The organism is Enterobacter sp. BWH64, from assembly GCF_001037645.1.
Lineage (GTDB): Bacteria > Pseudomonadota > Gammaproteobacteria > Enterobacterales > Enterobacteriaceae > Enterobacter > Enterobacter hormaechei_C.
On sequence record NZ_KQ089922.1, the window covers coordinates 2,530,163 to 2,554,594 of the forward strand.

Consider the following 24,432-nt stretch of genomic DNA (forward strand, 5'->3'; position numbering starts at 1 on the left):
CGGAGTGATGGCAATGGGCAATGTGACCAAAGACGAAGCGCTGTACCAGGAGATGTGTCGGGTGGTAGGCAAGGTCGTTCTCGAAATGCGTGATTTAGGGCAGGAGCCGAAACATATTGTCATTGCGGGCGTTCTGCGTACCGCGCTGGCGAACCAGCGCGTTAAGCGCAGTGAGTTGACCACCAAAGCGATGGAAACGGTGGTTAAAGCGCTGGCCGGCTAACTCGCCAGCGCTTCGCGAGCAGCTCAAGCGAGCAGCAGAGCAGGTAATAGATCACACCCGTGAAGATAAAAATGGCCGCCGGGTAAATTTGCACCCGGTTGTTGATCTGTCCCGCCACCGTGGTCAGTTCAGGAACGTTCACGATAAACGCCAGCGACGTATCCTTCAGCAGGCTGATAAAAATCCCCACCAGCGACGGCAGAATATTTCTCAGCGCCTGCGGCAGCAGCACGCGCCACAGCGTTTGCTGCGTACTGAACCCTTGAGAAAGCGCGGCCTCATTCTGGCCCGACGGCAGGGCTCTCAGTCCGGCTAACACCGAATGCATCACCGCAGCCGCGGTAAACCAGGCCAGCGCCAGCGTGACGGTCGTCGCGCCCGGGAGATCCCTGCCGGTTATCAGTGGCAGCAGATACCACATCCAGAATATCACGAAGATCAGGGGGATCCCGCGAATCAACTCTGCCCACGCAAACAGCGCACTGCGCACCACGCCGGGATAGCGCCAGGCGACGCAAGCCAGCACAATCCCGCCGGGCAGGGCAAGCGCGGCGGCGCCTGCGGCCATCAGCAGTGAGAGCAGTACGCCGCCGGGTTCTCCCGCAGCCGCACGTCCCCAAAGCAGATAATCCAGGTTTTCGACAATAACGTTAAATCCGGGGATCATGATATTTCCTCCCTGAATGGGGGCCGAGGCGCACCAGCACGCTTCCCGTCACCATCCCGGTAAGCAAGTAGAGCACCGTACCGAAGGTGAAGGCTTCCAGTGCATGGGCGTTGTAACTTTCTATCTGGCGGACCTGGTAGGTCAGTTCGGCGAAGCCAATCCCGCTCGCGAGCGAGGAGAGCTTCATCAGGTTAAGATACTGGCCGACGACGGGCTGCCACGCGTTAGCGAGCCCCTGTGGCAGAAGAATGTAGCGAAACAGACGCCATGAGGAAAATCCCTGAGCGAGCGCCGCCTCCCGTTGCCCGGCAGGTACGGAACGCAGCCCCGATTCCACTTCTTCAATTAAAAACGCCGAGGTAAAGACGCCTAACCCCCAGGCGGAGCATAAAAACTCTGGCGTAAACCACCAGACGTCACCGGGTAAAATGGACCAGCTGTGGTCTGCGTTCACCGCATCACGCAGCCCCTGCGGCAACCCGTTCCAGGCGGCGAAATACCAGAACAGCAGCTGTACCAGCAGCGGCGTATTGCGAAACAGCGATACCCAGCCGCTGACGATCAATATCCCGAAACGTCCCCCGGAAAGCCGCAAAAGCATAAAGAACAAGGCGAGCAGGCTGGCCAGCATAATCCCCGCCAGCGTCACCCACAGAGTGGTGAGAAATCCGGAGAGGATCCAGTGCAGGGGCTGTCCGGCCAGCACCCCCTGCCAGTCCAGAGCGGGCATTACAGTTGCTCCTGATGCAGCGGATCCAGCACTTTTTGCAGGAAACGCCTCGCACGGGGATGCGACGGTTGATTGAAAAATTGCGCCGGGGGCGCGGTTTCCAGAATTTTTCCGCCGTCGATAAAGACGATTCGATCGGCAATTTCCCGGGCGAACTGCATCTCATGGGTAACGACAATCATAGTGATCCCGCTGTGGGCGAGGGTTTTCATCACAAACAGCACTTCGCCAATCATTTCCGGGTCGAGTGCCGACGTCGGCTCGTCAAAGAGAATGATTTGCGGCGACGAGGCCAGAGCACGGGCAATCGCCACGCGCTGCTGCTGTCCGCCGGAAAGTTCAGCGGGGAAGCGGTGCGCCTTCTCCAGCATGCCGACCTTCTCCAGCAGCGCCAGCGCGCGCTCCTGGGCGGGCAGGGGTTTCCAGCCGTGAACGTGCTCCAGTGCCAGGGTGATGTTCTGACTGGCGGTAAGGTGGGCATAGAGATTGAACTGCTGGAACACAAACCCGACGCGGCTGCGTAACTGACGTAGCCTGCTGCCGGAAAGCTGTCCGGTCGGCTTGTGGTCGATCAGAATCTCCCCGCCGCTCAGGCTCTCAAGCTGGTTGATAAGCCGAATCAGGGTCGATTTTCCGGAACCCGAAGGGCCGAGAATGGCAACCACTTCACCCGGCATGATGGTGAGGTTAATGTCGGTTAAAACCGGATGGTCGCCGTAGCGTTTGTCCACATGGCGAAACTCAACGCTGGCCTGTTCCAGACGTGAAAAATCCGCGGCATTGGCCGCGGAGCGTGAAAATAAACCTGAGAGCATATTACCGGGCTTCTATTTTAAAGTTACGAGGCTGTGGAGCTGGGGTGCCTGGACCGAACCAGACGTCATAGATTTTTGCCGCCTGGCCGTTTTTCTCCAGGGTTACCAGCTCATCGTTAACGGCTTTCAGCAGCGCCGTTTCACCCTTTTTCACCCCCACGCCAATCTCTTCTTTACTGAGCAGGTCGGGCAGGATTTTGAAGTCGGCTTTATCCGGCGCCTGCGCCAGCAGACCGGCCAGAATGGTGCTGTCCTGGGTAATGGCCTGCACGTTGCCATTGCGCAGTGCCGTCAGCGCCAGCGGGATATCATCGTAAGAGAGGACGCGGGACTGCGGAAAACGCTGGTGCAGCGCCTGTTCGCCCGTCGTACCTTTTACGGCGCCAATGCGTGCCCGGCTATAGTCATCAAGCTTGTCCGGTGATTTTGCCGGAACCAGGAACTGCTGGCCGGTGACAAAGTAAGGCGTTGAGAAATCAATGACCTGTGCGCGTTCCGGAGTGATGGTGATATCCGCCACGATGATATCCGCTTTTCCGGACTGTAGCAGCGGTATACGGTTAGCCGGATTAGTGGCGACCAGTTCAAGCTTGACGCCGAGCGATTTCGCCAGCGCTTTGGCGAAGTCCACGTCGTAACCCACGATCTCATGCGTTTTGGCATCAATCGAGCCAAAGGGTGGATTGGCATCAAACGTGGCCACTTTCACCACGCCTGCTGCCTTGATATCCGCCAGCCGATCGGCCTGCGCCTGCGCTGAAACCAGGCCCCAGGCTGCCACTAATCCCAGAACCTGCGCCCGTTTTTTAAACCCTTTCATTTTTGCAGCCATAGTCATACGCCATCCCGTTGTTTTTGTTTTACCCCGTTACGCTCCCATAAGGGAAAGCTATCGCCAAATAAGAAATCGTTCTTTGCTATGAGAAAAAAAGCATGAGTGAACAAGGTGTTAAAGAAGAGAGCAGACGGCGGGGCGCTATTTGCAGATCCTGCACATCGACAGTGGATTTTGATATTTCCCCGGGCGCAATTTGGGTGTTTAACTGAGGACAGGTTAAGCGAGAAGGGTAATGACGATGAAAAAATGGATAAGCACGTTACGGCGGTTTTTTGCGCCCCGACCAGTGAATGCGGAGAACAGCGCGCAACGTGTTCTTGAGTCAATACTGCCTGTCGCCAGCCTGTATGGCGTGGACGTAGCCAACATCGACCCGGAGTGGTTCCATGATAAAACGTCACGCTGAACTGCGCCGGACGCGCGAAATGTACTGGAATGAGCTGTGCGTGGTGTCTGTAAAGCGAGGATGAAGGGAAAAATACCCAGGCTAATCCTCGGTAAATGATGGCCGTTTTGTTACCACTATCTCCTTTCACAGATGGAGATAATAATGAAACGGACAGTATTAACCCCCGCGCTTTCTGCCTCCGCACTTCTGCTTACCATGCAGGCGGTACACGCTGGTCCACAGGCGCATGTTGTATGCAGTTATTCCCACACCCTCGGCGATGATGCCATTATGATGTTCGGCATGCCCAATGAGGCTATGCTGCACGATTTTTTTGGTAACGTGCACGCGGATGCTTACTCCAGCCGTGAATCTCTGCGTACCCAGGAAAAGACTACCTGCGATAACAAAGCAGACAGCTCGGCCTACTGGGCTCCGTCGCTAAAATTGCCGGACGGAACGGTGGTCAAACCCGCCTATCAAAAAACCTATTATCAGGCATCGAACGTTGACGCCTGGCCGCTTCATTCGTTTCCGCCGGGGCTGTCGCTGCTGGCGGGCGATCATCATGGCACCGCGCCAAATACGCATATCACCTTTTTATGCGCCAATGGCAAGGGCTACACCACCAGAACGGGTGAAGTCTGCGGCTTACGCAAGGCGAAGGATGCCGTGCAGTTTAATATCGGCATTCAGTTCCCGAACTGCTGGGACGGGGTCAACCTGAAGCCCGCCCACGGCCTGGCTAACGCCACCTACGATACGAAAGGACAGTGTCCGTCCGCCTTCCCGGTGAAGATCCCGACGGTGAACATGAATATTGCGTACGTGCTTCCGACAATTAGCTCTCTGGATACCAGCAAAGTCCAGCTTTCCCTCGACCCCATCATGCATGGCAGTGAGCGTGAAGAGCGGTGGGGGAGCCTGTATACGGCGCATGCTGACTTCATGAACGGCTGGACGGAAGATGCCGCGCGATTTATGACCGACCTGTGCATGAACCGGGGAATGGATTGCGGCACCGCCGTGCCGTATGGTTATTCAAAAGCGAAGGCTAACGTCTGGCTCAGCAGCATGGAACCGGCACTTTCACAGCCCGATCCCCAGGTCTTACTGGTGCAGGATAACTGGAAGAACGGTGGACGCACGAAAAACAGCGAAACATTGTCGCTGGTGAAGTTCAACATCCCTCCGCTGCCTGTCGGACAGGATCCTGCCCAGTTTAAATACCGCGTGAGAATTTATGGCGGGAAAGTGGAAACTGACGGCGCGGATCAAATCTTCTTCTATCCGGCGAGTAACGACTGGGAACCGGCCACCGTGAGCTGGCAGTCACGACCGTCCTGCAACTATCGCTCGGATGCGGTGCTGTACCTGAACCACTCCCGCGAATACCGGATGGTGGACGTGGATAAAGCGGTGCGCAAGGCGCTGGCAGAAGGGAAAACCGACATTTCGTGGTATATCGGCGGCGATCGTCAGGGAAATCACTATCAGTTTGAGACGGGGTCATCTACCCAAAGCCTGATCCTGATGCTGACCGGGTTTAGCAAAACGCCGGAGATCTGATAGCGGGTAGCAAAAGGCATTCATAAAAAAAAAAGCACCGGGGAGCCCGGTGCTTTTTCTTCAGATCTTGCAGGCATCGCCGCAGTCGTCATCGGCGACAATCGCCTGGGCTTTTTTATCCGCATCGTCGAGACGTTCCGCGTTGCGCTCTTCTGCTTCATCCAGCCCGTTAAAGACTAAGTTATCGAGATCAATTTCCATGTGCCACCTGCGTTATTCAGTTTTTGATACTCGCACAGTATAAGTCAAAAAAAGCGGGCCAGGCACCCCTCAGCACATATGGATAATCCCTGCCATACTCAGTGCTTTATTGCTGAGGAAAGCCGATGATTACACTCTGTAAAACCTGCGGTACCGCTTACGATGAACAGCCCAAAAACTGCCCGATTTGCGACGATGAGCGCCAGTATGTCCCGGTGACGGGCCAGGCATGGACGGACTTCGACAGCCTTACGACCACGCACACCAACAAATGGCAACAGCTGGAGCCGCAGCTGTTCAGCATCAAAACCGTTCCCGCTTTTGCCATCAACCAGCGGGCGCTCCTGCTGCGTACGCCACAGGGCAATGTTCTGTGGGACTGCATCGCCAATCTTGACCCCGCGACCAGAGCGTTAGTTGACGCGCTCGGGGGAATCAGCGCGATCGCGATTTCGCACCCGCATTACTACACCACCATGCAGGAGTGGGCCGCGGCGTTTAACGCACCGATCTACCTGCACGCCAGCGATCGGCAGTGGGTGATGCGTGACAGCCCGGCGATACGCTTCTGGGAGGAGGACGCCCTGGAGATTATGCCTTTGGTGACTCTTCTGCGGCTGGGCGGGCACTTTGCCGGCGGCACGGTGCTGCACTGGCAGTCAGGCGACGGCGTGCTGCTGGCCGGTGATATTTTGCAGGTTACGCCCGGTAAGGACGCCGTGTCGTTTATGTGGAGTTATCCGAATATGCTGCCGCTGCCTGCCCGCACCGTTGAGTCGGTGATTGGCCGACTGACAGGGAAAACGTACCAGCGCCTGTACGGGGCCTTTGAAGGGCAGAACATCCCGGCGAACGCGGATGAGATCGTGCAGCGGTCGGGCCAGAAATATATTGCTTGTCTCCGCTAAGGTGCGGTGGTTAAATTTTACGAGTGTGATCGCGATCATACCTAAACTAAAACAGATAAAAGAGAAATGGCTATGCAACATATCATTGAAGGTTTTCTCAGCTTTCAAAAAGAGATTTTCCCGCAACGTAAAGAGCTTTTTCGTAGTTTAGCGTCCAGTCAGAATCCCAAAGCGCTGTTCATCTCCTGCTCCGACAGCCGTCTGGTTCCGGAACTGGTTACGCAACAGGAGCCAGGACAGCTCTTTGTCATTCGAAACGCGGGCAACATTGTGCCACCGTTCGGGCCGGAGCCTGGCGGTGTCTCTGCGACCATCGAATATGCTGTTGTTGCCCTGGGCGTGACCGATATCGTTATTTGCGGCCACTCCAACTGCGGCGCAATGAAGGCGATTGCTGACAACGCCGATCTGGAGCCGATGCCGGCCGTTTCCCACTGGCTGCGCTATTCTGATGCGGCAAAAGCGGTGGTTGAGAAGAAAACCTGGGATAAGCCAATCGATAAAGTGAATGCGATGGTGCAGGAGAACGTCTTTGCGCAGCTGAGCAATATCAAGACCCATCCGTCGGTGGCGGTAGGCCTGCGCAACAACGCCATTCGCCTGCACGGCTGGGTATATGACATTGAAAGCGGCAAAATCCTTGCCCTGGACAAGAACACTAAATCGTTCGTGTCGCTGTCGGAAAACCCGGACGTCTTCTTCGAGTAACCCGACCCCGCAGGGCAGGGAAGCTCTGTTAAAATTCCATGAATGGTAACTTCCTTCGCACGCCCGACGCAGGTTTTCCAGCCGCTTTCGCCATCGCTTTACCAATTTCAGCGCACTCAGACAAACCCTGAACAAAGGGATGATCGTGCATCAGCCAGGGAATCGCCCCAAAAGCGATGCGCCCCCTCAGTGATGCAGGCGCCAGCAACGTATAGTCTTCCCCCACGTCCGGGACGTCATCGCCGGTTTCCGCAAGCTGTTTACGCAGGGTGGGGAAGGGAATGTCCTTGTTTCTGAGTGGCTTTTGCCCGCGCGCATCAATAAACACGTCGAAGCGGTAACGCTTTTCTGCCGTGGTGATGACGGTCTGATCGCTGCCGATATCCAGGTCGTAATTATCACCGAGTGCGACCACGCTAATGATCCCTGCCTCGCGCAGCGCCAGTAAACGGCGGATAGACTGCGGTGGAATGGCGGCATAATTATCGATAAACACACGCTCCAGCCCGGATTTAAACCGCTCTCTGTCACGCTCATTGAGTGAAGGGACGCTGGCCTGAACCACTTCATGCAGACGAAGCACGGTATAGCGCCAGGCAACGGTGCGTTTTTCGCGCTTGTTGCGCTCCACTTCTTTCAGATTCGCTTCGGCCCAGGTGAAAGGGCCATGCTTTTTACGATCCTCAAACCAGACATCACGAAGCGTGTCGGCATTCAGCGTAACGAGCGATATCGCCTGGCACCAGCGCGGATCGGCCAGCTCGAGCTCTTTCACCATCAGCGCAAAGATGCGGTCAAGCAGCCCGTCCGGGCCTTTGGCGATTTCACTTTCCGCCACAGACTCCGTTAACACGGACAGCGGTTCATAAGGGATAGGGCAGTAAAAGTCGGCCTCCGGCAGAACGCCCGTGCGGGACATCAGCGTGATTTTTAGCCCTTCGCTGCCTTTATTGACAACGAACTGCTCCCCGCTAAACCGGCCATGCTGCATCACAACCGCCATTGCAGCGTCCAGGCCGCTGAGGGAAGTACCCATGATCCCCACCTCACAGGCTCGGACCTCCGCGTCCATCAGCCCTGACCATGGGCTTGGGAAATATGCGCGGGTGGTTTCATCTTCATCAGGCCAGACGTGGCCGGTGGCAACAACCGCAAGATCAAACCGCCTTGAGAAAGGGGCATCGTTCACTGAAAGGGCCACACCGTCTGCATCAGCCTTAATATCCGTGACTTCTGCGTTGGGGTGCACCTCGACATGAAAGCCCGACTTTTTCGCCTCAGCAACGACGGCAAGAAACCGATCGTGAAAATATTCACCCAACAGAATACGCGGCAGGAATTGCCGGTCGTGCAGTTTCTCACTGTCGACGTGATAGCGGGTAAGATGGGCCGCACTCTGCTGTTTGAGCCAGTCGAGATAGGTAATAAAAATGGGCGGGATTTCGATACTGGCGATGTTCGCCAGCATCAGCCGGGAATTATCCTCGTCGCTGTAGGGCATCCCGACACCGGGTTGGTCTGCCTTTTCGAACACGGTGATCGAAAGCGGTGCTGCGTTGTTAAGAAGTGAGTAAAAGGTATAAATCCCTGTTGGACCTGAGCCGATAATGGCGATTTTTTTCATCGAAAGCGTTCCTGCATTTCTGAACCATAAAATAAGCGTAGCAGGAGAAAGGTTAAATCATTCAATGAAGGAAAAAAATTAAGACGTTTTGAAGAGGGGATGTTGCGCCCCTTCCTGAACTTATGGGAAGGTCAATTCAATTGACCCTGGCTGATTAGATATGATTCTGCCTGATTTCTGAAAGGAAAGACTGTTTGGTCCCAGGTTTAACGATTATCTGTATGTGATGGGGGTTAAAAAGTACGGTAACTTCGCCGGCGGGCTTGACCTGCACAGCGTCAGTGAGGAGAACCAGCTGATTTTATCAGGAGAATTCTCCATCTTACGGTCAGTGTACTTTTTAACATGCAGGCTGATGCCGCCCGTGGAAGACAGCCCTGCTCGGGCTCAAAAGATGGCATAGCACACTGTACATCGGATGGTCGTTTTGTCTGCAATGACGGAAGTCTGAGCCATTCGAAGCGATTCTGTTCAGGTTATGGTGCCTCCGAACTGCCCCGGCAGGTAAAACCCTCCCCCTCCGCCAGGCAAGCGCAGACGAAAAAGAAAACAGCCGTGAAAGGCCAGGAGCAGCGTGTTGTAGAAAACAATGCGCAGTTCGATACACAACCGCGGCAACCTACATGCGCCCTTCTCTATATGGCCAACAAGCCCGGATTCACCCATTTACCCGTTTGTTCAGGAAATCAGTATTAATCCGCCAGTGTAAACGTTCTTTGTCTGTTATTCGAACTGATAAGACGCTTGCAGGTGGAAACCCACCTGAACGCGCTGGGCGACCTGTTACAGCGTCTGGCATTAAAGCATGCCGTTCGCACCTTCCGGCTACATGGCGAACTTACTGCATGGCTGGCGTTTATGTTTTCTGCATGATTGATAAAAGGGAGGGAAAATTATGACCAGGGCTGAAGAGTTTTGTCGTTCCTGAAATGTGAACACTGGCAGATGGATGCGCACGCATCGCTCAAAAAACGATCTTTTTCGGGCGGATACTGAGATCAGAAAAGCATATGACCTTGAACAGTAATCACATTGACTGGAGGGATATGCTAATGAAGCGACAAGATATAAACGCATTAAAGAATTTTGATTTTCTGGCACGCAGTTTTGCCCGTATGTACGCCCTGGGCCAGCCAGTTGATGTCGATGCCGTGACCGGCAATATGAGTTATGAACAGCAGGCATGGTTCCGGGAGCGATATGACCACTACCGAAAGCAGGCTGAGCGGGCGAGAGTGATAGAACTGCGATGATGTAACGAATAACGGGCTTAACGGCCCGTTGCGTTTTTTAGGTTCCAGCTACATTTTGCAGCTCCTGAGGTTGAAATATTGTGCGGTAACCTCATATAGAAAGCGGGTAAGGAATACCTGCCCGTAAGACATGAACTTTTTGAATATTCTTTTTTACTGTTCAGGAGGTACATGATGACTCTGAGAGCTTTTCCCATGTTGAACGATCTCTCCGACTCTCTGTTTGCGGACCGTTTTAACCGTATCGATCGCCTTTTTAGCCAGCTAACCGGCAGTACGCCGTTGCCCTCCACGCCTTCTTACAATATCCGGCGGGTGGGTGATAACCGCTATGAACTGACGCTGAGCGTGCCGGGCTGGAAAGAGAGCGAACTGGAAATTGAAACCGTTGGCGGTCAGCTGAATATCAGCGGTAAACGTGAAGAAGAGAAAACCGAAAACGGCGAAGAAGGGTGGATCCATCGGGGTATCAGCCGCAGCGACTTCCGGGCCAGCTATAGTCTGCCGGAGCATGTGAAAGTAACCGGCGCTTCGCTGGAAAACGGCTTGCTGGCGATTGAATTACATCAGGATATCCCGGAAGAAGAGAAACCGCAGCGCATCGCCATCAACAACAACCCGGCGATTGAACATAAGCCGTAATCATTGATTGACGTTGTTTTCACGCCCGGCAAACGCCGGGCGTTTTGCTAACCTGATGGGGCTTATGCCATTCCGCTCTTTCGCGGCACGCGCGGGCTGGAGGTCACTTTCGATGTGCTTAAAAGGTTTGCTGCCTCTGCATGAGGCTGAACGGGAATGAAATGTGCGGGAAAAAAGATTGGTGCGTCTGAATGGACTCGAACCATCGACCCCCACCATGTCAAGGTGGTGCTCTAACCAACTGAGCTACAGACGCAGAATGGTGCGTTCAATTGGACTCGAACCAACGACCCCCACCATGTCAAGGTGGTGCTCTAACCAACTGAGCTATGAACGCATTGTGTTGTCGGTGACAACGGGGACGAATATTAGCGGCACAGCCCCAAGGTGGCAAGAGGGAAAATGCATTTTTCTCTCTGATTTCACGCGATTGCTTCATTACCGCGCAAAGTGAAGAGAAAGTAGCCGCCAGCCGGCGGCTACTGTGTCATTAACGTGCAGCGCGCTGCAAAATTACCGCAGACGGCTGACGTTGCAGGAAGCGCATACGCAGCATCATCATAATGGCCGCAGACGTTAAGCCGATGATAAAGCCCATCCAGAATCCGGCTGGCCCCATGCGATCCACCACCAGATCCGTGAGCGCCAGAATGTACCCGCACGGCAGACCCAGCACCCAGTAAGCGATAAAGGTGATGAAGAAGATGGAACGCGTATCTTTATACCCACGCAGCACGCCGCTGCCAATCACCTGGATGGAGTCAGAGATCTGATAAATGGCCGCCAGCAGCATCAGATGCGAGGCCAGGGTCACTACCTCCGGGTTGTCGTTATAGAGCAGGGCAATTTGCTCACGCAACAGCACGGTAAAGAGCGCGGTACAGACTGCCATGCAGACGCCGACGCCGAGGCCGGTGCGGGCTGCCGTTTGCGCGTCCAGCGTCGAGCCTTGCCCCAGACGGAAGCCCACGCGAATCGTCACCGCAGCAGCCAGGGACATCGGCAGGACGAACATCAAAGAGCTGAAGTTCAGGGCGATCTGGTGTCCTGCGACATCAATAATCCCTAACGGCGAGACCAGCAGGGCGACGACGGCAAACAGCGTCACTTCGAAGAACAGCGCCAGCGCAATGGGTAACCCCAGCTGAATGAGACGGGTCATGAGCGTCCAGTCAGGTGCGCTGAACGAGGTGTCGTTACGAATGTCACGCATGGATCGCGCATGTTTAATGTAGGTGAGCATACAGCCGAACATCACCCAGTACACCGCAGCCGTTGCCACGCCGCAGCCCACGCCGCCGAGTTCCGGCATGCCAAAATGACCGTAAATGAAGATATAGTTCACGGGAATGTTCACCAGCAAGCCGATAAAGCCCATCACCATGCCCGGCTTGGTTTTTGCCAGCCCTTCACACTGGTTACGTGCCACCTGGAAGAACAGATAGCCGGGCGCGCCCCAGAGCAGGGCGCGCAGATAACCGACCGCCTTATCCGCCAGCGCCGGGTCGATATTATGCATGGCGCGAATAATATACCCGGCGTTCCACAGGACGATCATAATCAGGACGGAGACACCCCCGGCCAGCCAGAAGCCCTGGCGCACCTGATGGGCCACGCGGTCGCGTCGACCGGAGCCGTTAAGCTGCGCGATAACGGGCGTCAGCGCCAGCAGCAGGCCGTGACCAAAAAGAATGGCCGGAAGCCAGATTGAGGTTCCGATCGCCACGGCGGCCATATCGGTGGCGCTGTAACCACCGGCCATTACCGTATCCACAAATCCCATTGCGGTTTGGGCTACCTGCGCGACGATCACCGGTATGGCCAGTGCCAATAACTGACGCGCTTCGATCATATACTTCTGCACGTGAACACCTTTGTATTGTAGTTATTTGAGAGACTAAAAAGGCCGCCGTTACTGGCAGCAAGAAGAAAAAACAGAGGGATGCCAGCTATTGTAGCGGGGTTTAACTAATTATCTAGTGAAAAAATCGCCAGAAATTGCGCATCACTGGCAACCTGTTTTTTCAACTGTTATTGTGGTGGGATTATACGGTGTCATCGCCGTTCGGAATGAACAGGAGCTGTAAGCATGTTTACTGGTATTGTGCAGGGCACTGCCAAAGTGGTGTCCATTGATGAAAAACCGAATTTCCGCACTCACGTAGTTGAGCTGCCTGAATATATGCTCGACGGCATTGAAACCGGGGCGTCGATAGCGCATAACGGCTGCTGCCTGACGGTGACCGAAATTAACGGTAACCAGATAAGCTTTGATTTAATGAAAGAGACGCTGCGTATCACTAACCTGGGTGAGCTGGTGGTGGGAGATATCGTTAACGTTGAACGCGCGGCGAAATTCAGCGATGAGATTGGCGGGCATCTGATGTCGGGCCATATTATGACCACCGCAGAAGTGGCGAAAATCGTGACCTCGGAAAATAACCGTCAAATCTGGTTTAAGGTGCAGGATCCGTCATTAATGAAATACATCCTTTATAAAGGATTTATTGGCATCGATGGGATTAGTCTGACCGTCGGTGAAGTGACGCCAACGCGTTTTTGCGTGCATTTAATTCCTGAAACGCTGCAACGTACTACGCTTGGCGCAAAAAAACTGGGGCAGCGCGTAAATATCGAAATTGATCCCCAGACCCAGGCGGTCGTGGATACCGTTGAGCGCGTACTGGCGGCGAAAGAGGCGGCGATAATTAAAACCATGGAAGAAGAATAAAAAATAACCCCGGTTAACCGGGGTTATTTTTTCAGCGAGCCACACGCAAACCGTGCTCAATCCCACGACTAAACACCACCTGCCAAAGCTGTATATCCCGCGCACGGAACGCGCCCGCACAGGCATTCAGATAATAGCTAAACATCCGTTTGAATCGTTCCGAATAGTTGTCGGCGATTTCAGGCCATGCAGCCTGGAAACGTTCATGCCAGGCCATCAGGGTGGTGTCGTAATCTGCGCCGAAGTTATGCCAGTCTTCCACAATAAAATGCGGTTCGCTGGCGTTCGCAATCTGGCGAACAGAGGGTAAACAGCCATTCGGGAAGATATATTTGTTGATCCAGGGATCCACATTGTTATCGGTGCGTTTAGAGCCGATGGTGTGTAGCAGGAAAATTCCCTCAGGCTTCAGGTTACGATCGGCGACCTCGAAGTAAGTCTTGTAGTTCTTCGGCCCCACGTGCTCGAACATACCTACGGAAACAATGCGATCGAACTGCTCGTTCAGGTCGCGGTAGTCCTGAAGCCGAATATCAACATCCAGACCCAGACAGCGTTCCTGCGCCATCTTCTGCTGTTCAGCCGAAATCGTGACGCCGACTACGCTGACGCCGTAATTTTTAGCCATAAACCAGGCAAGACCACCCCAGCCACAGCCGATGTCCAGCACACGCATACCGGGCTGTAACTGCAATTTATCGCAGATCAGTTGCAGCTTGTCCTGCTGCGCCTCTTCCAGGGTCGTCGCTTTTTTCCAGTATCCGCAGGAGTACTGCATTAAAGGATCGAGCATACGGCTGAACAGATCGTTGCCAAGGTCGTAATGCTCTTTACCGACGATCCACGCCCGTTTTTTACTTTGCAGATTGAACAGGCGGGCGGAGGCAATACGTAAGGTATCTTTGAAATGACGAGGGAGCTGTTTTTCAAGACCGGCGCGTAATACGCTGGAGAAGAACATATCCAGCCGCTCACACTCCCACCAGCCGTCCATATAGCTTTCACCCAGCCCTAACGACCCCTCCTGTAACACGCGTTTGAAAAAATCGGGATGCTTTATCTGGGGATCGGAGGGGGATGAGCCATTAATCGTAATGCCCGCACGTCCCAACAGTTCACTGACGATCCGGGACCAGTTATCGTCCGGAACGCTGACTTCTTCTATACACGATGAACTCATAGCTTCTCCATCACCTTGCTGTGATCAGAACCTTAAAACAGCGTAGACGCTTTTTTGGTTTGTGAGAAATCTCACGGTAAATGCCCGCGAGGCTAATATCCGACGTAGAACAGAGGAAGGGAGATAACCCTTGCCGAAATGCCTTCCATGGTAAAACGGGAGCGCTCCGGCTCCCGTTAACACTTAATATTTATCGTATTTAATCGAACCAAATTTAGTATAGGCCGCAAAATTTGGTGATTCAACAGAAAATTGTTAGCAACCTAATCACTGGTATTTAACATAGTTTCCCACGCAATCAGGCGTGCGGCGTTTCTGTCTGCGCGTTTTCACTCTGCTCGCGATGGGCTGAGGACTGCATGCGATAGCCCAAACCCGACAGCGCAACGGTGACCAGCATCACGCTGGTAGTGGTGAGCAGCGGGGTTGCAATCAACGCAGAGACCACGAGACTTGCCAGGAAGCACAGGCCAAGTTGCAGGGTATTTTGCAGCGCGGCAGCGCGGCCTGTCGCCTGCGGAAATGGACGCAACGCCTGGGCTACAACAATAGGGTAGATGGCCCCGTTAGCGATCGCCATGACGCAGAACGGAATCAAAATTTCTGCAAGCCCGGCGCCGGGAATAAAGCCGACAGCCCAGGTCGCAATCACGCTTAGCGCATACAAAACCAGCAGCCAGGGCAGCATCTGTTGGCCTTCCCATTTTTGCAGCGCGGCGCGACAGCCATAGCCACCCACCAGGAAGGCGATGGTCTGTGGTACATAGCTCAGGCCGATAGCCGCCGGGCTGTAGCCCATGTCATGCAGAATGAACGGCGAACCGGTTAGCCAGGCAAAGAAGCTGGCAGAGCAGGCAGCATAAATCAGCACGTTACCGCGATAGGCTTTCGACCGCAGTAAAGAGGTAAAGGTGATGGGCTTTGCGTCCGGATGCGTCTCTTTTTTATGCGCAGGTTTAAGCCCGAAAGCAGGCAGCATCAGGACCAGCGTAATAGCAAAGAGCGTGGCGAAAATGGCCTGCCAGTCGAAATGCGCCAGGATCCAGCTGCCCAGTAACGGGGCAAGCGCCGGCGACAGGCCGACCAGCGGCATAATAGTGGCGAATATGCGGTTAGTGCGCGAGGCGGGGTAGTAATCGGTCACCAGCGCCTGCCAGGTCACCGCTGCGGCGCAGACACCGACCGCCTGAATAAAGCGCAGCGCCAGCAACCAGGCGGCATCGCGGACCCACAGCATGCCCAGACAGCCTACGGCAAAAATCGCCAGCCCCAACAACAGGACGGGCTTACGGCCAAAACGATCCGAGAGCGGCCCCCACAGCAATTGCGCAAAAGCAAAGCCGGCGAGGAACAAACTTAAACTGGCGCTGATGGCGGCGGCAGGGGTTTGCAAATCTTCCTGCATCGCGGCGAACGCGGGCAGATACATATCGGTCGCCAAAAAGCCCAGCACGCTTAAGCCGCCGAGCCAGACTAAAAATCCTTTCCTGGGTTGCACTTTTTTCTCCTGAGGAGGCAGGTGTACGTTGGCGCAGAGTGTAGGGAGTGCAAAGCGGCTTGTGAAACGCTAATATTTGGCGGGTGCGTTCAAAAAATTTGCAGGCTAAAGATGTGGTCAGATTATTCCCTTGAAGTGGTTGATGCCGTGGCGCGTAACGGCAGCTTTACCGGTGCCGCCCAGGAGCTGCATCGCGTTCCCTCGGCTATCAGCTATACGGTGCGCCAGCTGGAAGCGTGGCTGGCGGTCCCGCTGTTCGAGCGGCGCCATCGCGACGTGGAGCTCACGCCTGCCGGAGCGTGGTTTTTGAAGGAAGGGCGGTCTGTTATCAAAAAAATGCAGATCACCCGTGAGCAGTGCCAGCAGATCGCCAACGGCTGGCGCGGGCATCTCGCTATCGCGGTGGATAACATCGTTAAGCCGGAGCGGACCCGGCAGATGATCGTCGATTTCTATCGTCATTTTTCCGACGTCGAACTGCGTGTTTCGCAGGAAGTGTTCAACGGCGTCTGGGATGCGCTGGCGGACGGCAGGGCGGAGATGGCGATTGGTGCAACCCAGGCGATCCCGGTTGGGGGGCGCTACGCGTTTCGCGACATGGGCATGCTGAGCTGGACCTGCGTGGTCGCGCGCGATCACCCGCTGGCGGCGCTGGAAGGTCCGCTGAGCGATGACACCTTACGCAACTGGCCCTCGCTGGTGCTGGAAGATACCTCCCGCTCGTTGCCCAAGCGCATTACCTGGCTGCTGGATAATCAGCGCCGCGTGGTCGCACCGGACTGGGAGTCGTCGGCCACCTGTCTGAGCGCGGGGCTGTGCGTTGGCATGGTGCCGGTGCATTTTGCGCGCCCGCGCATCGACGCGGGAGAGTGGGTGGCTCTGACGCTGGAAAACCCCTTCCCGGATGCCGCGTGCTGTCTGACGTGGCAGCAAAACGACGTCTCGCCCGCCATGGCCTGGCTGCTGGATTATCTGGGCGACAGCGAAACGCTGAACCGGGAGTGGTTGCGGGAACCAGCATAGCTGGCCCCGTAATGAGATTAACGACGGTAGTCGCGGAACGGACCGTCCGCAACGGAACGGCGTTCAATCAGGCGCGGGTGAACTTCAATGGACTGGGACTGTTCACGCTTGTTGACGATCCTGTCCAGCAGCATATTGAAGGCCGTTTCACCCAGCGAATCTTTCGGCTGGTGAATGGTGGTCAGCGCCGGGGTAAAGAAGCGGGCGTTGCGCACGTTGTCATAGCCGATCACCGAGATATCCTGCGGGACGCGCAGGCCGAGTTCATCCGCCGCGCAGAGCGCGCCCATCGCCATGATGTCGCCGCCGCAGAACACCGCGGTAGGGCGATGCGGCTGGGAGACGATCTGCTGCATGGCGCGATAGCCCGACTCCGGCTCGAAGTCGCCCTGAACAATCCAGTTTTCCGGCACGGTGATCAGCGCCTCTTCCATCGCTTTCATGAAACCGGCCAGACGGCCAGCCCCGGTGTTACGCTCCAGCGGACCCGGGATCACGCCAATTTCACGATGACCGCGTTCTACCAGATAACGCCCCGCCATGTAGCCGCCTTCAAAGGCGTTATCAATAACGGAGTCGGTAAAGTCTGCGCGCGCTTCGCCCCAGTCCATGACCACCATCGGAATGTGGCGATACTCTTCCAGCATGGAAAGGACCGACTCGGGGTATTCAGAACACATTACCAGCAGGCCGTCGACGCGCTTTTGCGCCATCATTGACAGGTAAGCGCGCTGTTTTTCAATGTTGTTCCACGCGTTGCCCAGAATCAGGGTATAGCCTTTCTGGAAGCAGTTTTTTTCAACGGCTTCGATGATTTCAGCAAAGTAGGCCGCTTCACTGCTGGTGGCCAGCAGACCAATCGATTTGGTGTGATTAACCTTCAGGCTGCGGGCGACCGCACTTGGCGAGTAGTGCAGCTCTTTGATTGCCGCCCAGACGGCATTACGCGTCTCTTCAGCGACGAAACGCGTTTTGTTAATAACATGTGATACGGTTGTAGTGGAAACGTTTGCGCGTTTTGCTACGTCTTTAATTGTTGCCATTAAATGTCACTCCAGACCATATCCTAAGCTCCTGAAAAAATTGAAGGTAAACGTTTGCCTTCTCTCACCCTTATCACGCAAACATGAGTTGCGACACGCCGGGAAAACGACACAGGACGTCAGGAGGGGGTCAGTGGCCGGTACGCTAATAAATTTAGCGTGGAATTTTGTCCTATCTTGATGAAAAGGGGAAGAGGTAAAGTGGATATCCGTTTAAATCCTGGAAGATTTTTGACCTGAACTGTGTAAAAATGAGCAAGCTCACTTTTCGTAGGGTGAATAAAAGGAGAAAAATTGATGAGTACCGATCTGAAGTTTTCGCTGTTTACCACCATTGTTGTTCTTGCTCTGATTGTTGCCGGTGGTTTAACCGCTGCACTGCACTGATTCAGGCAGAGGGAGAACTTTCTCCCTCTCTTGCCGCTATTGTTACCTCTCCGGCAAAAATCTTTTGCCAAAATGTTAACTTCTCATTTTTTGTGATTGATGTCATGCTTTTGACTTCTTAGTTCTGTGCCGGGTTATGGCACGGTATCCGGAGTCTCTTCATGAAAATCAATTTTCCCCTGCTGGCCCTGGCGATTGGCGCCTTTGGGATTGGCACCACTGAATTCTCCCCTATGGGGTTATTGCCTGTTATCGCCCGGGGTGTGGACGTCTCTATCCCTGCGGCTGGTATGTTAATTAGCGCTTACGCGATTGGCGTGATGGTGGGCGCGCCGCTGATGACGCTGCTGCTTTCGCACCGCGCTCGCCGCAATACGCTGATTTTCCTGATGGCGATTTTCACCCTCGGAAATGTGCTTTCCGCGATTTCGCCCGATTATACCACTCTGATGCTTTCGCGCATTCTGACCAGCCTCAATCATGGCGCCTTCTTCGGACTGGGCTCGGTTGTCGCCGCCAGTGTGGTGCCAAAACATAAGCAGGCCAGCGCGGTAGCCACTATGTTTATGGGCCTCACCATCGCTAATATCGGCGGCGTTCCCGCTGCCACCTGGCTGGGAGAAGCCATCGGCTGGCGTATGTCTTTCCTCGTAACCGCCGGACTGGGCGTGGTCGCGATGGTTGCGCTGTTCTTCTCACTGCCGAAAGGAAGTGCGGGAGAACGTCCGGAAGTACATAAAGAGCTGGCGGTGCTGATGCGTCCTCAGGTGTTGTCCGCGCTGCTCACCACGGTACTGGGGGCGGGGGCGATGTTTACGCTCTACACCTATATCTCCCCGGTGCTGCACGACATTACCCACGCAACGCCACTCTTTGTTACCGCGATGCTGGTGCTGATTGGTGTCGGGTTCTCGATTGGCAACTATCTCGGCGGGAAATTTGCCGACCGCTCCGTCAGCGGGACGCTGAAAGGTTTTTTAACGCTGCTGATTGTCATCATGGTGGCGATCCCGTGGCTGGCGCGTAACGAAGTGGGTGCCGCGATTGCCATGGTGGTGTGGGGCGCCGCAACCTTTGCCGTGGTGCCACCGTTGCAGATGCGCGTAATGCGCGTTGCGCACGAAGCGCCGGGGCTCTCTTCGTCGGTGAATATCGGTGCGTTTAACCTGGGCAATGCGCTGGGGGCCGCAGCGGGCGGGGCGGTGATCTCCGGTGGTTTGGGTTACAGCTTTGTGCCGGTGATGGGGGCGATCATTGCCGCACTCGGCCTGCTGCTGGTGATGATGTCTGGTCGTAAACAGCCTGAAGCGGTGTGTACGGCGGAATAAACAAAAACGCAGAAGGGCTGCCCCTTCTGCGTGTCTCTTACGCGGCGAAGTTCTTCGCAACAAATTCCCAGTTAACCAGTGCCCAGAAGTGTTCCAGGTAGTTCGGGCGCGCATTACGGTAATCAATGTAATAGGCGTGTTCCCATACGTCCACGGTCATCAGCGGCGTGGCGCTGGTGGTCAGAGGGGTACCCGCATTAGAAGTGGAAACGATAGCCAGTTTGCCATCAGCCTCTTTTACCAGCCAGGTCCAGCCGGAGCCAAAGTTTTTAACGGCTGCGTCAGTAAACTTCGCTTTAAAATCCGCGAAACTGCCGAACGCGGCGTTAATCGCTGCCGCCAGCTCACCGGTAGGTTCTCCGCCTGCATTGGGGGCCAGGCAGTGCCAGTAGAAGGTGTGGTTCCACACCTGTGCGGCGTTGTTGAATACGCCGCCGTCTGAACTGCGCACGATCTCTTCCAGCGTTTTGCCTTCAAAATCGGTGCCCTTGATCAGATTGTTCAGGTTGGTGACATAGGTCTGGTGATGCTTGCCGTAATGGTACTCCAGGGTTTCCGCGGAAATGTGCGGGGCCAGGGCGTCTTTTGCATACGGTAGTGCAGGTAATTCGAACGACATTGCTTCTCTCCTTATAGTTTTATACGTTGCCAATAACCCTACAGACAACAAGGACAGAATAGCAAATTGAAAGGGTATGCAAAAGAGGAACTTACCCTGCCATGGAGGCGGCAGGGCAGGGTTTAGCGAATGGTTTTTGGCGTCATCACGCGGCGCGCACCCACATAGTGGCGCACCCAATAATCTTCGCTGAGAGAGGTGATCTGAATGTCCTGACCGCTGCGCGGTGACTGGATAAATTTACCGTTACCCACATACACCCCAACGTGATCGGCCGTACCGCGTCCCTGGGTGCGGAAGAACACCAGGTCGCCATTTTGCAGTTCGCCACGGTTTACAGGCGCGGCGTCGCGCAGATGGTACATCTCATTGGCGGTGCGTGGAATGCGAAACTTCACCAGATCTTTATAGGCATAATAAACCAGCCCACTACAGTCAAAACCGGTGCGCGGAGAGGTGCCACCCCAGCGATACGGTTTACCTATTTGCCCCATCAGTTTGTTCATCGCCGTTTTTTGCGCTTTCTGCATACGCGCTTTATGCACGTCAGCCAGCTTCGTCACTTTTGCGCATTTCGTTTTATGGCCTTTGCGCACGGTGCATTTTTCATTCACCAGGCTGGCGGTCGTGCGGGTGGTTTTGTGCGTGCCGGAACGGAGAGTTTTGGGTTTACTGGAGGCGGTCTTTTTGGTCTGAGCGGTGGTTTTCTTCTTTACTGTTTTACTGGTGGTTTTTTTCTTACGTTCTGTGGTTTTTGCCAGATGCGATTTTTGTACAGCAGAATGCCGCGCCTGTTCAGAGGCGTTCGCCGCTGGCGTAAATGAGAGTGTGGTAAACAGTAAAGCACAGAGCGTCATCGAGATTTTAGTTATCCGCGCCACTGGGCAGTCCCCTGATAAATGCAGGCCACAATGCATACCCGCGTGAGATTTACAAAACCTGTCGATTCTAATCCATAAAATCAGAAGAAGTTAATAGCATTTTTCATTCAAAAATTATGTTTCGTTAGCAAGTGCAAAAAAATTCACCATTCTGACGCACTCCTGTTCGCTCCTTAAGCAAAACCGCACCCCGTCTGGGGATAAACGACATTAGCAATGCAACTTTATGCGATAAGCGATAAAATAATTAGACGTGACAAAAATGTTATTTTCCGATGTCGGCCTGACCCGCTACAATGTCAGACTGATGCCGTAACAGAAGTTAAAGGAAGCAAGACATGAGCACCACTATTGAAAAAATTCAGCGCCAGATCGCTGAAAACCCGATTCTCCTGTACATGAAAGGTTCTCCGAAGCTGCCAAGCTGCGGCTTCTCCGCGCAAGCGGTTCAGGCGCTGTCCGCCTGTGGTGAGCGTTTTGCTTACGTTGATATCCTGCAAAACCCGGACATTCGTGCTGAACTGCCAAAATACGCCAACTGGCCGACCTTCCCACAGCTGTGGGTTGATGGTGAACTGGTCGGCGGATGCGACATCCTGATTGAAATGTATCAGCGCGGCGAACTGCAACAGCTGATCAAAGAGACTGCGGCGAAGTATAAAACCGAAGAGCCGGACGCAGAGTAAGTTTTCTGCGGATATAAAAAAGCGACCACATTATGTTGGTCGCTTTTTTTTGCCTGTGGGGCTATTGATTACCCAACCTACGATTGAAGATCGGCCTCGTCGCCCATCGGCAGCGGCCAGCCGCCGAGACGTTTCCAGCGGTTGACGATCTCACAGAACAGCTCCGCCGTACGCTCGGTGTCGTATAACGCGGAATGCGCCTGGGTGCCGTCAAACGCAATACCCGCCGTGATGCAGGCTTTAGAGAGCACGGTTTGCCCCAGCGCCAGGCCGCTCAGCGCGGCGGTGTCGAAGGTCACAAACGGATGGAATGGATTACGCTTGAGCGAGGCACGCTCGGCGGCAGCCATAGTGAAGCTGTGATCAAAGGTGGCATTGTGGGCCACCATGATGGCGCGGCTACAGTCATTCTCTTTCATGCCTTTGCGCACCATTTTGAAAATGGCGTGCAGCGCCTCGTATTCGCTTACCGCCCCGCGCAGCGGGTTTGTCGGATCGATACCGTTAAAGGCCAGCGCCTCTGGCTGTAAGTTTGCCCCTTCAAAGGGTTCAACGTGGAAATGCAGCGTGGTGTCCGGTACAAGCCAGCCCTGTTCATCCATCTTCAGCGTGATGGCGGCAATCTCAAGCAGCGCATCGGTTTTAGCGTTAAATCCGGCTGTTTCAACATCAATGACAACGGGATAAAAACCACGAAAACGGTCGCACAGACCGGTAAATTGAGCGTTATCGGACATCAGGGTCTCTTACAAGGGGGAAAAAGCAGTGCGCATTATGGCAAATTTTGAGAGGGGATGCAGCAAAACAACGGGCGCATAGTGCGCCCTGCGGGATCAATTGCCCAGTCCGCGACCAGCGTCTTTGGCTTCGATCAGTTCGATTTTATAACCGTCCGGATCTTCCACAAACGCAATTACGGTGGTACCGCCTTTAACCGGACCGGCTTCACGGGTGACGTTACCGCCATTGCTGCGGATACGTTCGCAGGCTTCGGCGGCGTTATCCACTTCCAGCGCGATGTGGCCGTAAGCTGTACCCAGCTCGTAGCTGTCCACGCCCCAGTTGTAGGTCAGCTCGATGACCGCTTCATCAGATTCCGGGCCGTAACCGACAAACGCCAGGGAGTATTTATATTCCGGATTTTCGCTGGTGCGCAGCAGCTTCATGCCCAGAACGTTAGTGTAGAAATCGATGGAACGTTGCAGGTCGCCAACGCGCAGCATGGTGTGAAGTAGGCGCATAATTTCCTCATTAACCAGTGGAATGGATTATCTTTTTGAACAGAAACGATGTTTTAGTATAGCGGCGAAAGGTCGCCGCTATCAATGTACAAAGCGGGATTACAGTGAAGGGTAGTCGGTATAACCTTCCGCGCCGCCGCCATAGAAGCTTTCAGGACGCTGCGGGTTTAGTTCGGCTTTTTTCTGCAAACGGGCAACCAGATCCGGGTTAGCAATGTAGTCACGGCCAAAGGCCACGGCGTCGATCAGGCCTTTACCGATCAGATCCTCGGCTTTTTCTGCCGTATACGCACCCGCCCCGATAATCACGCCCTGGAAGCGCTCGCGCACTTTCTGGCGGAAGGCTTCACTGTAAGGCTTGCCGCCTGCCCAGTCCGGCTCGGACATGTGCAGATAGGCGATACCGCGTTTCGCCAGCTCTTCAATCAGATACAGCGCGTCTGCTTCTTCGTTCGGACCGTTGTCGACGTTCTGGAAAGTACCGATCGGGGAGACACGAATACCAATGCGGTCTGCGCTCCACTCATTACAAACAGCATCCACCACTTCAAGCACCAGACGCGCGCGGTTTTCAACGCTGCCGCCGTACTGGTCGGTACGCTGGTTGGAAGACGGGGACAGGAACTGATGCAGCAGGTAACCGTGCGCAGAGTGCAGCTCAACCAGGTCGAAGCCCGCTTCACGGGCGTTGGCGACGGCCTGACGGAAATCATTCACGATACCCGGGATCTCGTCCAGCTCCAGCGCGCGTGGCGTGGTGGTGTCGACGCGGATCGCATTACCGTTTTCATCGCGCAGGGAAGTGCGGGTATTGGCGTTCAGGGCAGAGGCAGAAACCGGCGCCTGACCGCCAGGCTGGATGCTGCTGTGTGAGATACGACCGGTGTGCCACAGCTGAACCGCAATACGGCCATCTTCAGCATGCACGCCTGCGGTGATTTTTTTCCATGCGGCGATCTGTTCCGGGCTGTGCAGACCCGGTGCACCGGCGTAGCCTTTTGCCTGAGCAGAAATCTGCGTGGCTTCGGAGATAATCAGGCCCGCGCTGGCGCGCTGGCGGTAATACTCACCCATCAATGGCGTTGGGATATCGCCCGGCTCGATGCTGCGCAGACGGGTAAGTGGGGCCATAAACACGCGGTTTGGGGCAGTAACGGCACCCACTTTCAGTGGGGTAAACAGCTTTTCAGCGGACATAACGGCTCCTGAGTAGACCAGTCGACTAGTAAAAGGGTAAATAAAAACGCCG

The 24,432-nt window shown here is 54.8% G+C and carries 28 protein-coding genes and 2 tRNA genes; 13 read left to right on the forward strand and 17 right to left on the reverse strand.

Annotated features, from left to right (window positions below; all coding sequences use genetic code 11):
• The first annotated feature begins 13 nt into the window (after nt 1-13).
• Complete coding sequence (gene fumD / locus SK50_RS12155; RefSeq protein WP_003857676.1) at nt 14-223, forward strand: fumarate hydratase FumD; 210 nt, start codon at nt 14-16, stop codon at nt 221-223.
• Here the strand turns inward: fumD and SK50_RS12160 are convergent.
• The 4 genes from SK50_RS12160 to SK50_RS12175 are packed head-to-tail and all read right to left on the reverse strand — an operon-like array spanning nt 204 to nt 3,267.
• Entirely contained in the window at nt 204-890 is a 687-nt protein-coding gene (locus SK50_RS12160) for an amino acid ABC transporter permease (protein ID WP_015570700.1), read from the reverse strand. The two genes, fumD and SK50_RS12160, sit on opposite strands and share 20 nt — an antisense overlap.
• Nucleotides 874-1,620, reverse strand: coding sequence for an amino acid ABC transporter permease (locus tag SK50_RS12165; protein ID WP_045344246.1), 747 nt, complete (start codon nt 1,618-1,620; stop codon nt 874-876). The genes SK50_RS12160 and SK50_RS12165 overlap by 17 nt, the downstream gene beginning before the upstream one ends.
• The gene (locus tag SK50_RS12170; protein WP_015570698.1) at nt 1,620-2,435 is read right to left on the reverse strand and encodes an amino acid ABC transporter ATP-binding protein; all 816 of its coding nucleotides are present in this window, start codon (nt 2,433-2,435) and stop codon (nt 1,620-1,622) included. The genes SK50_RS12165 and SK50_RS12170 overlap by 1 nt, the downstream gene beginning before the upstream one ends.
• Before the next feature lies 1 nt (nt 2,436).
• Nucleotides 2,437-3,267 (reverse strand): ABC transporter substrate-binding protein, encoded by an 831-nt coding sequence (locus SK50_RS12175; RefSeq protein ID WP_017384619.1) that lies wholly within the window; start codon nt 3,265-3,267, stop codon nt 2,437-2,439.
• 244 nt (nt 3,268-3,511) lie between these two features.
• Between SK50_RS12175 and SK50_RS24020 the strand changes: the two genes are divergently transcribed.
• Both SK50_RS24020 and SK50_RS12185 read left to right on the forward strand, forming a co-directional pair.
• The gene (locus SK50_RS24020) at nt 3,512-3,679 is read left to right on the forward strand and encodes a hypothetical protein (RefSeq protein WP_032653328.1); all 168 of its coding nucleotides are present in this window, start codon (nt 3,512-3,514) and stop codon (nt 3,677-3,679) included.
• Nucleotides 3,680-3,823: 144 nt separating this feature from the next.
• The gene (locus tag SK50_RS12185) at nt 3,824-5,230 is read left to right on the forward strand and encodes a DUF1996 domain-containing protein (protein WP_023303555.1); all 1,407 of its coding nucleotides are present in this window, start codon (nt 3,824-3,826) and stop codon (nt 5,228-5,230) included.
• A 60-nt stretch (nt 5,231-5,290) separates the two neighbouring features.
• On the opposite strand, the gene SK50_RS23885 is transcribed toward SK50_RS12185, so the two are convergent.
• Nucleotides 5,291-5,431, reverse strand: a complete 141-nt coding sequence (locus SK50_RS23885; RefSeq protein ID WP_003857665.1) for a hypothetical protein — start codon at nt 5,429-5,431, stop codon at nt 5,291-5,293.
• 125 nt (nt 5,432-5,556) lie between these two features.
• Between SK50_RS23885 and SK50_RS12195 the strand changes: the two genes are divergently transcribed.
• Entirely contained in the window at nt 5,557-6,339 is a 783-nt protein-coding gene (locus SK50_RS12195; RefSeq protein ID WP_023303556.1) for an MBL fold metallo-hydrolase, read from the forward strand.
• Nucleotides 6,340-6,411: 72 nt separating this feature from the next.
• Nucleotides 6,412-7,047, forward strand: coding sequence for a carbonic anhydrase (locus SK50_RS12200; protein ID WP_015570694.1), 636 nt, complete (start codon nt 6,412-6,414; stop codon nt 7,045-7,047).
• Between the two features lie 28 nt (nt 7,048-7,075).
• Here the strand turns inward: SK50_RS12200 and SK50_RS12205 are convergent, their stop codons facing one another.
• Nucleotides 7,076-8,671: an FAD-NAD(P)-binding protein gene (locus tag SK50_RS12205; RefSeq protein ID WP_048229487.1), complete on the reverse strand. Its 1,596-nt coding sequence runs from the start codon at nt 8,669-8,671 to the stop codon at nt 7,076-7,078.
• Nucleotides 8,672-9,421: 750 nt separating this feature from the next.
• Here SK50_RS12205 and SK50_RS24160 point away from each other — a divergent pair.
• From SK50_RS24160 to SK50_RS12215, 3 genes are all read left to right on the forward strand, one after another.
• A complete protein-coding gene (locus tag SK50_RS24160) occupies nt 9,422-9,544 on the forward strand; it encodes a hypothetical protein (protein WP_254909560.1) in 123 nt (40 codons plus the stop codon).
• A gap of 179 nt (nt 9,545-9,723) precedes the next feature.
• Complete coding sequence (gene glgS, locus SK50_RS12210) at nt 9,724-9,924, forward strand: cell surface composition regulator GlgS (RefSeq protein ID WP_023303558.1); 201 nt, start codon at nt 9,724-9,726, stop codon at nt 9,922-9,924.
• A gap of 171 nt (nt 9,925-10,095) precedes the next feature.
• Nucleotides 10,096-10,566 (forward strand): Hsp20 family protein, encoded by a 471-nt coding sequence (locus SK50_RS12215; protein ID WP_026080712.1) that lies wholly within the window; start codon nt 10,096-10,098, stop codon nt 10,564-10,566.
• Nucleotides 10,567-10,745: 179 nt separating this feature from the next.
• On the opposite strand, the gene SK50_RS12220 is transcribed toward SK50_RS12215, so the two are convergent.
• The 3 genes from SK50_RS12220 to mdtK form a co-directional block, all read right to left on the reverse strand.
• A tRNA-Val gene (locus SK50_RS12220) sits at nt 10,746-10,822 on the reverse strand.
• 4 nt (nt 10,823-10,826) lie between these two features.
• Nucleotides 10,827-10,903 (reverse strand) — tRNA-Val (locus tag SK50_RS12225).
• A gap of 153 nt (nt 10,904-11,056) precedes the next feature.
• Nucleotides 11,057-12,430, reverse strand: coding sequence for an MdtK family multidrug efflux MATE transporter (gene mdtK, locus SK50_RS12230; RefSeq protein WP_017384611.1), 1,374 nt, complete (start codon nt 12,428-12,430; stop codon nt 11,057-11,059).
• Nucleotides 12,431-12,655: 225 nt separating this feature from the next.
• On the opposite strand from mdtK, the gene SK50_RS12235 reads away from it, so the two are divergent.
• Nucleotides 12,656-13,297, forward strand: a complete 642-nt coding sequence (locus SK50_RS12235) for a riboflavin synthase (RefSeq protein ID WP_015570688.1) — start codon at nt 12,656-12,658, stop codon at nt 13,295-13,297.
• A 31-nt stretch (nt 13,298-13,328) separates the two neighbouring features.
• Here the strand turns inward: SK50_RS12235 and cfa are convergent, their stop codons facing one another.
• Nucleotides 13,329-14,477 carry a cyclopropane fatty acyl phospholipid synthase gene (gene cfa / locus SK50_RS12240; protein WP_017384609.1) on the reverse strand — a complete coding sequence of 383 codons (1,149 nt, stop codon included), beginning with the start codon at nt 14,475-14,477 and terminating at the stop codon, nt 13,329-13,331.
• Nucleotides 14,478-14,775: 298 nt separating this feature from the next.
• Nucleotides 14,776-15,975 carry a purine nucleoside transporter PunC gene (punC, locus tag SK50_RS12245; protein ID WP_045344249.1) on the reverse strand — a complete coding sequence of 400 codons (1,200 nt, stop codon included), beginning with the start codon at nt 15,973-15,975 and terminating at the stop codon, nt 14,776-14,778.
• Nucleotides 15,976-16,086: 111 nt separating this feature from the next.
• On the opposite strand from punC, the gene punR reads away from it, so the two are divergent.
• Entirely contained in the window at nt 16,087-16,998 is a 912-nt protein-coding gene (gene punR / locus SK50_RS12250) for a DNA-binding transcriptional activator PunR (RefSeq protein ID WP_003857638.1), read from the forward strand.
• 17 nt (nt 16,999-17,015) lie between these two features.
• Here punR and purR read toward each other — a convergent pair whose 3' ends face one another.
• Nucleotides 17,016-18,041: an HTH-type transcriptional repressor PurR gene (gene purR / locus SK50_RS12255; protein ID WP_003857634.1), complete on the reverse strand. Its 1,026-nt coding sequence runs from the start codon at nt 18,039-18,041 to the stop codon at nt 17,016-17,018.
• Between the two features lie 297 nt (nt 18,042-18,338).
• Here purR and SK50_RS23890 point away from each other — a divergent pair, with 297 nt between their 5' ends.
• Together SK50_RS23890 and SK50_RS12265 are read left to right on the forward strand one after the other, a co-directional pair.
• Entirely contained in the window at nt 18,339-18,428 is a 90-nt protein-coding gene (locus tag SK50_RS23890; RefSeq protein ID WP_003857632.1) for a cytochrome bd-I oxidase subunit CydH, read from the forward strand.
• A 161-nt stretch (nt 18,429-18,589) separates the two neighbouring features.
• Entirely contained in the window at nt 18,590-19,756 is a 1,167-nt protein-coding gene (locus SK50_RS12265; protein WP_048229489.1) for an MFS transporter, read from the forward strand.
• A gap of 37 nt (nt 19,757-19,793) precedes the next feature.
• On the opposite strand, the gene sodB is transcribed toward SK50_RS12265, so the two are convergent.
• Nucleotides 19,794-20,375, reverse strand: coding sequence for a superoxide dismutase [Fe] (gene sodB / locus SK50_RS12270; protein WP_017693553.1), 582 nt, complete (start codon nt 20,373-20,375; stop codon nt 19,794-19,796).
• A 122-nt stretch (nt 20,376-20,497) separates the two neighbouring features.
• On the reverse strand, nt 20,498-21,256 hold the full coding sequence (locus SK50_RS12275) for a C40 family peptidase (RefSeq protein ID WP_017384605.1): 759 nt from the start codon (nt 21,254-21,256) through the stop codon (nt 20,498-20,500).
• Nucleotides 21,257-21,594: 338 nt separating this feature from the next.
• Between SK50_RS12275 and grxD the strand changes: the two genes are divergently transcribed.
• The gene (gene grxD, locus SK50_RS12280) at nt 21,595-21,942 is read left to right on the forward strand and encodes a monothiol glutaredoxin 4 (RefSeq protein WP_003832760.1); all 348 of its coding nucleotides are present in this window, start codon (nt 21,595-21,597) and stop codon (nt 21,940-21,942) included.
• Nucleotides 21,943-22,019: 77 nt separating this feature from the next.
• Here grxD and rnt read toward each other — a convergent pair whose 3' ends face one another.
• From rnt to SK50_RS12295, 3 genes are all read right to left on the reverse strand, one after another.
• A complete protein-coding gene (gene rnt, locus SK50_RS12285) occupies nt 22,020-22,679 on the reverse strand; it encodes a ribonuclease T (protein ID WP_003857625.1) in 660 nt (219 codons plus the stop codon).
• 96 nt (nt 22,680-22,775) lie between these two features.
• Complete coding sequence (gene gloA, locus SK50_RS12290; protein ID WP_003857623.1) at nt 22,776-23,183, reverse strand: lactoylglutathione lyase; 408 nt, start codon at nt 23,181-23,183, stop codon at nt 22,776-22,778.
• Nucleotides 23,184-23,282: 99 nt separating this feature from the next.
• Nucleotides 23,283-24,380: an alkene reductase gene (locus SK50_RS12295; protein WP_017693552.1), complete on the reverse strand. Its 1,098-nt coding sequence runs from the start codon at nt 24,378-24,380 to the stop codon at nt 23,283-23,285.
• Nucleotides 24,381-24,432 lie beyond the last annotated feature (52 nt).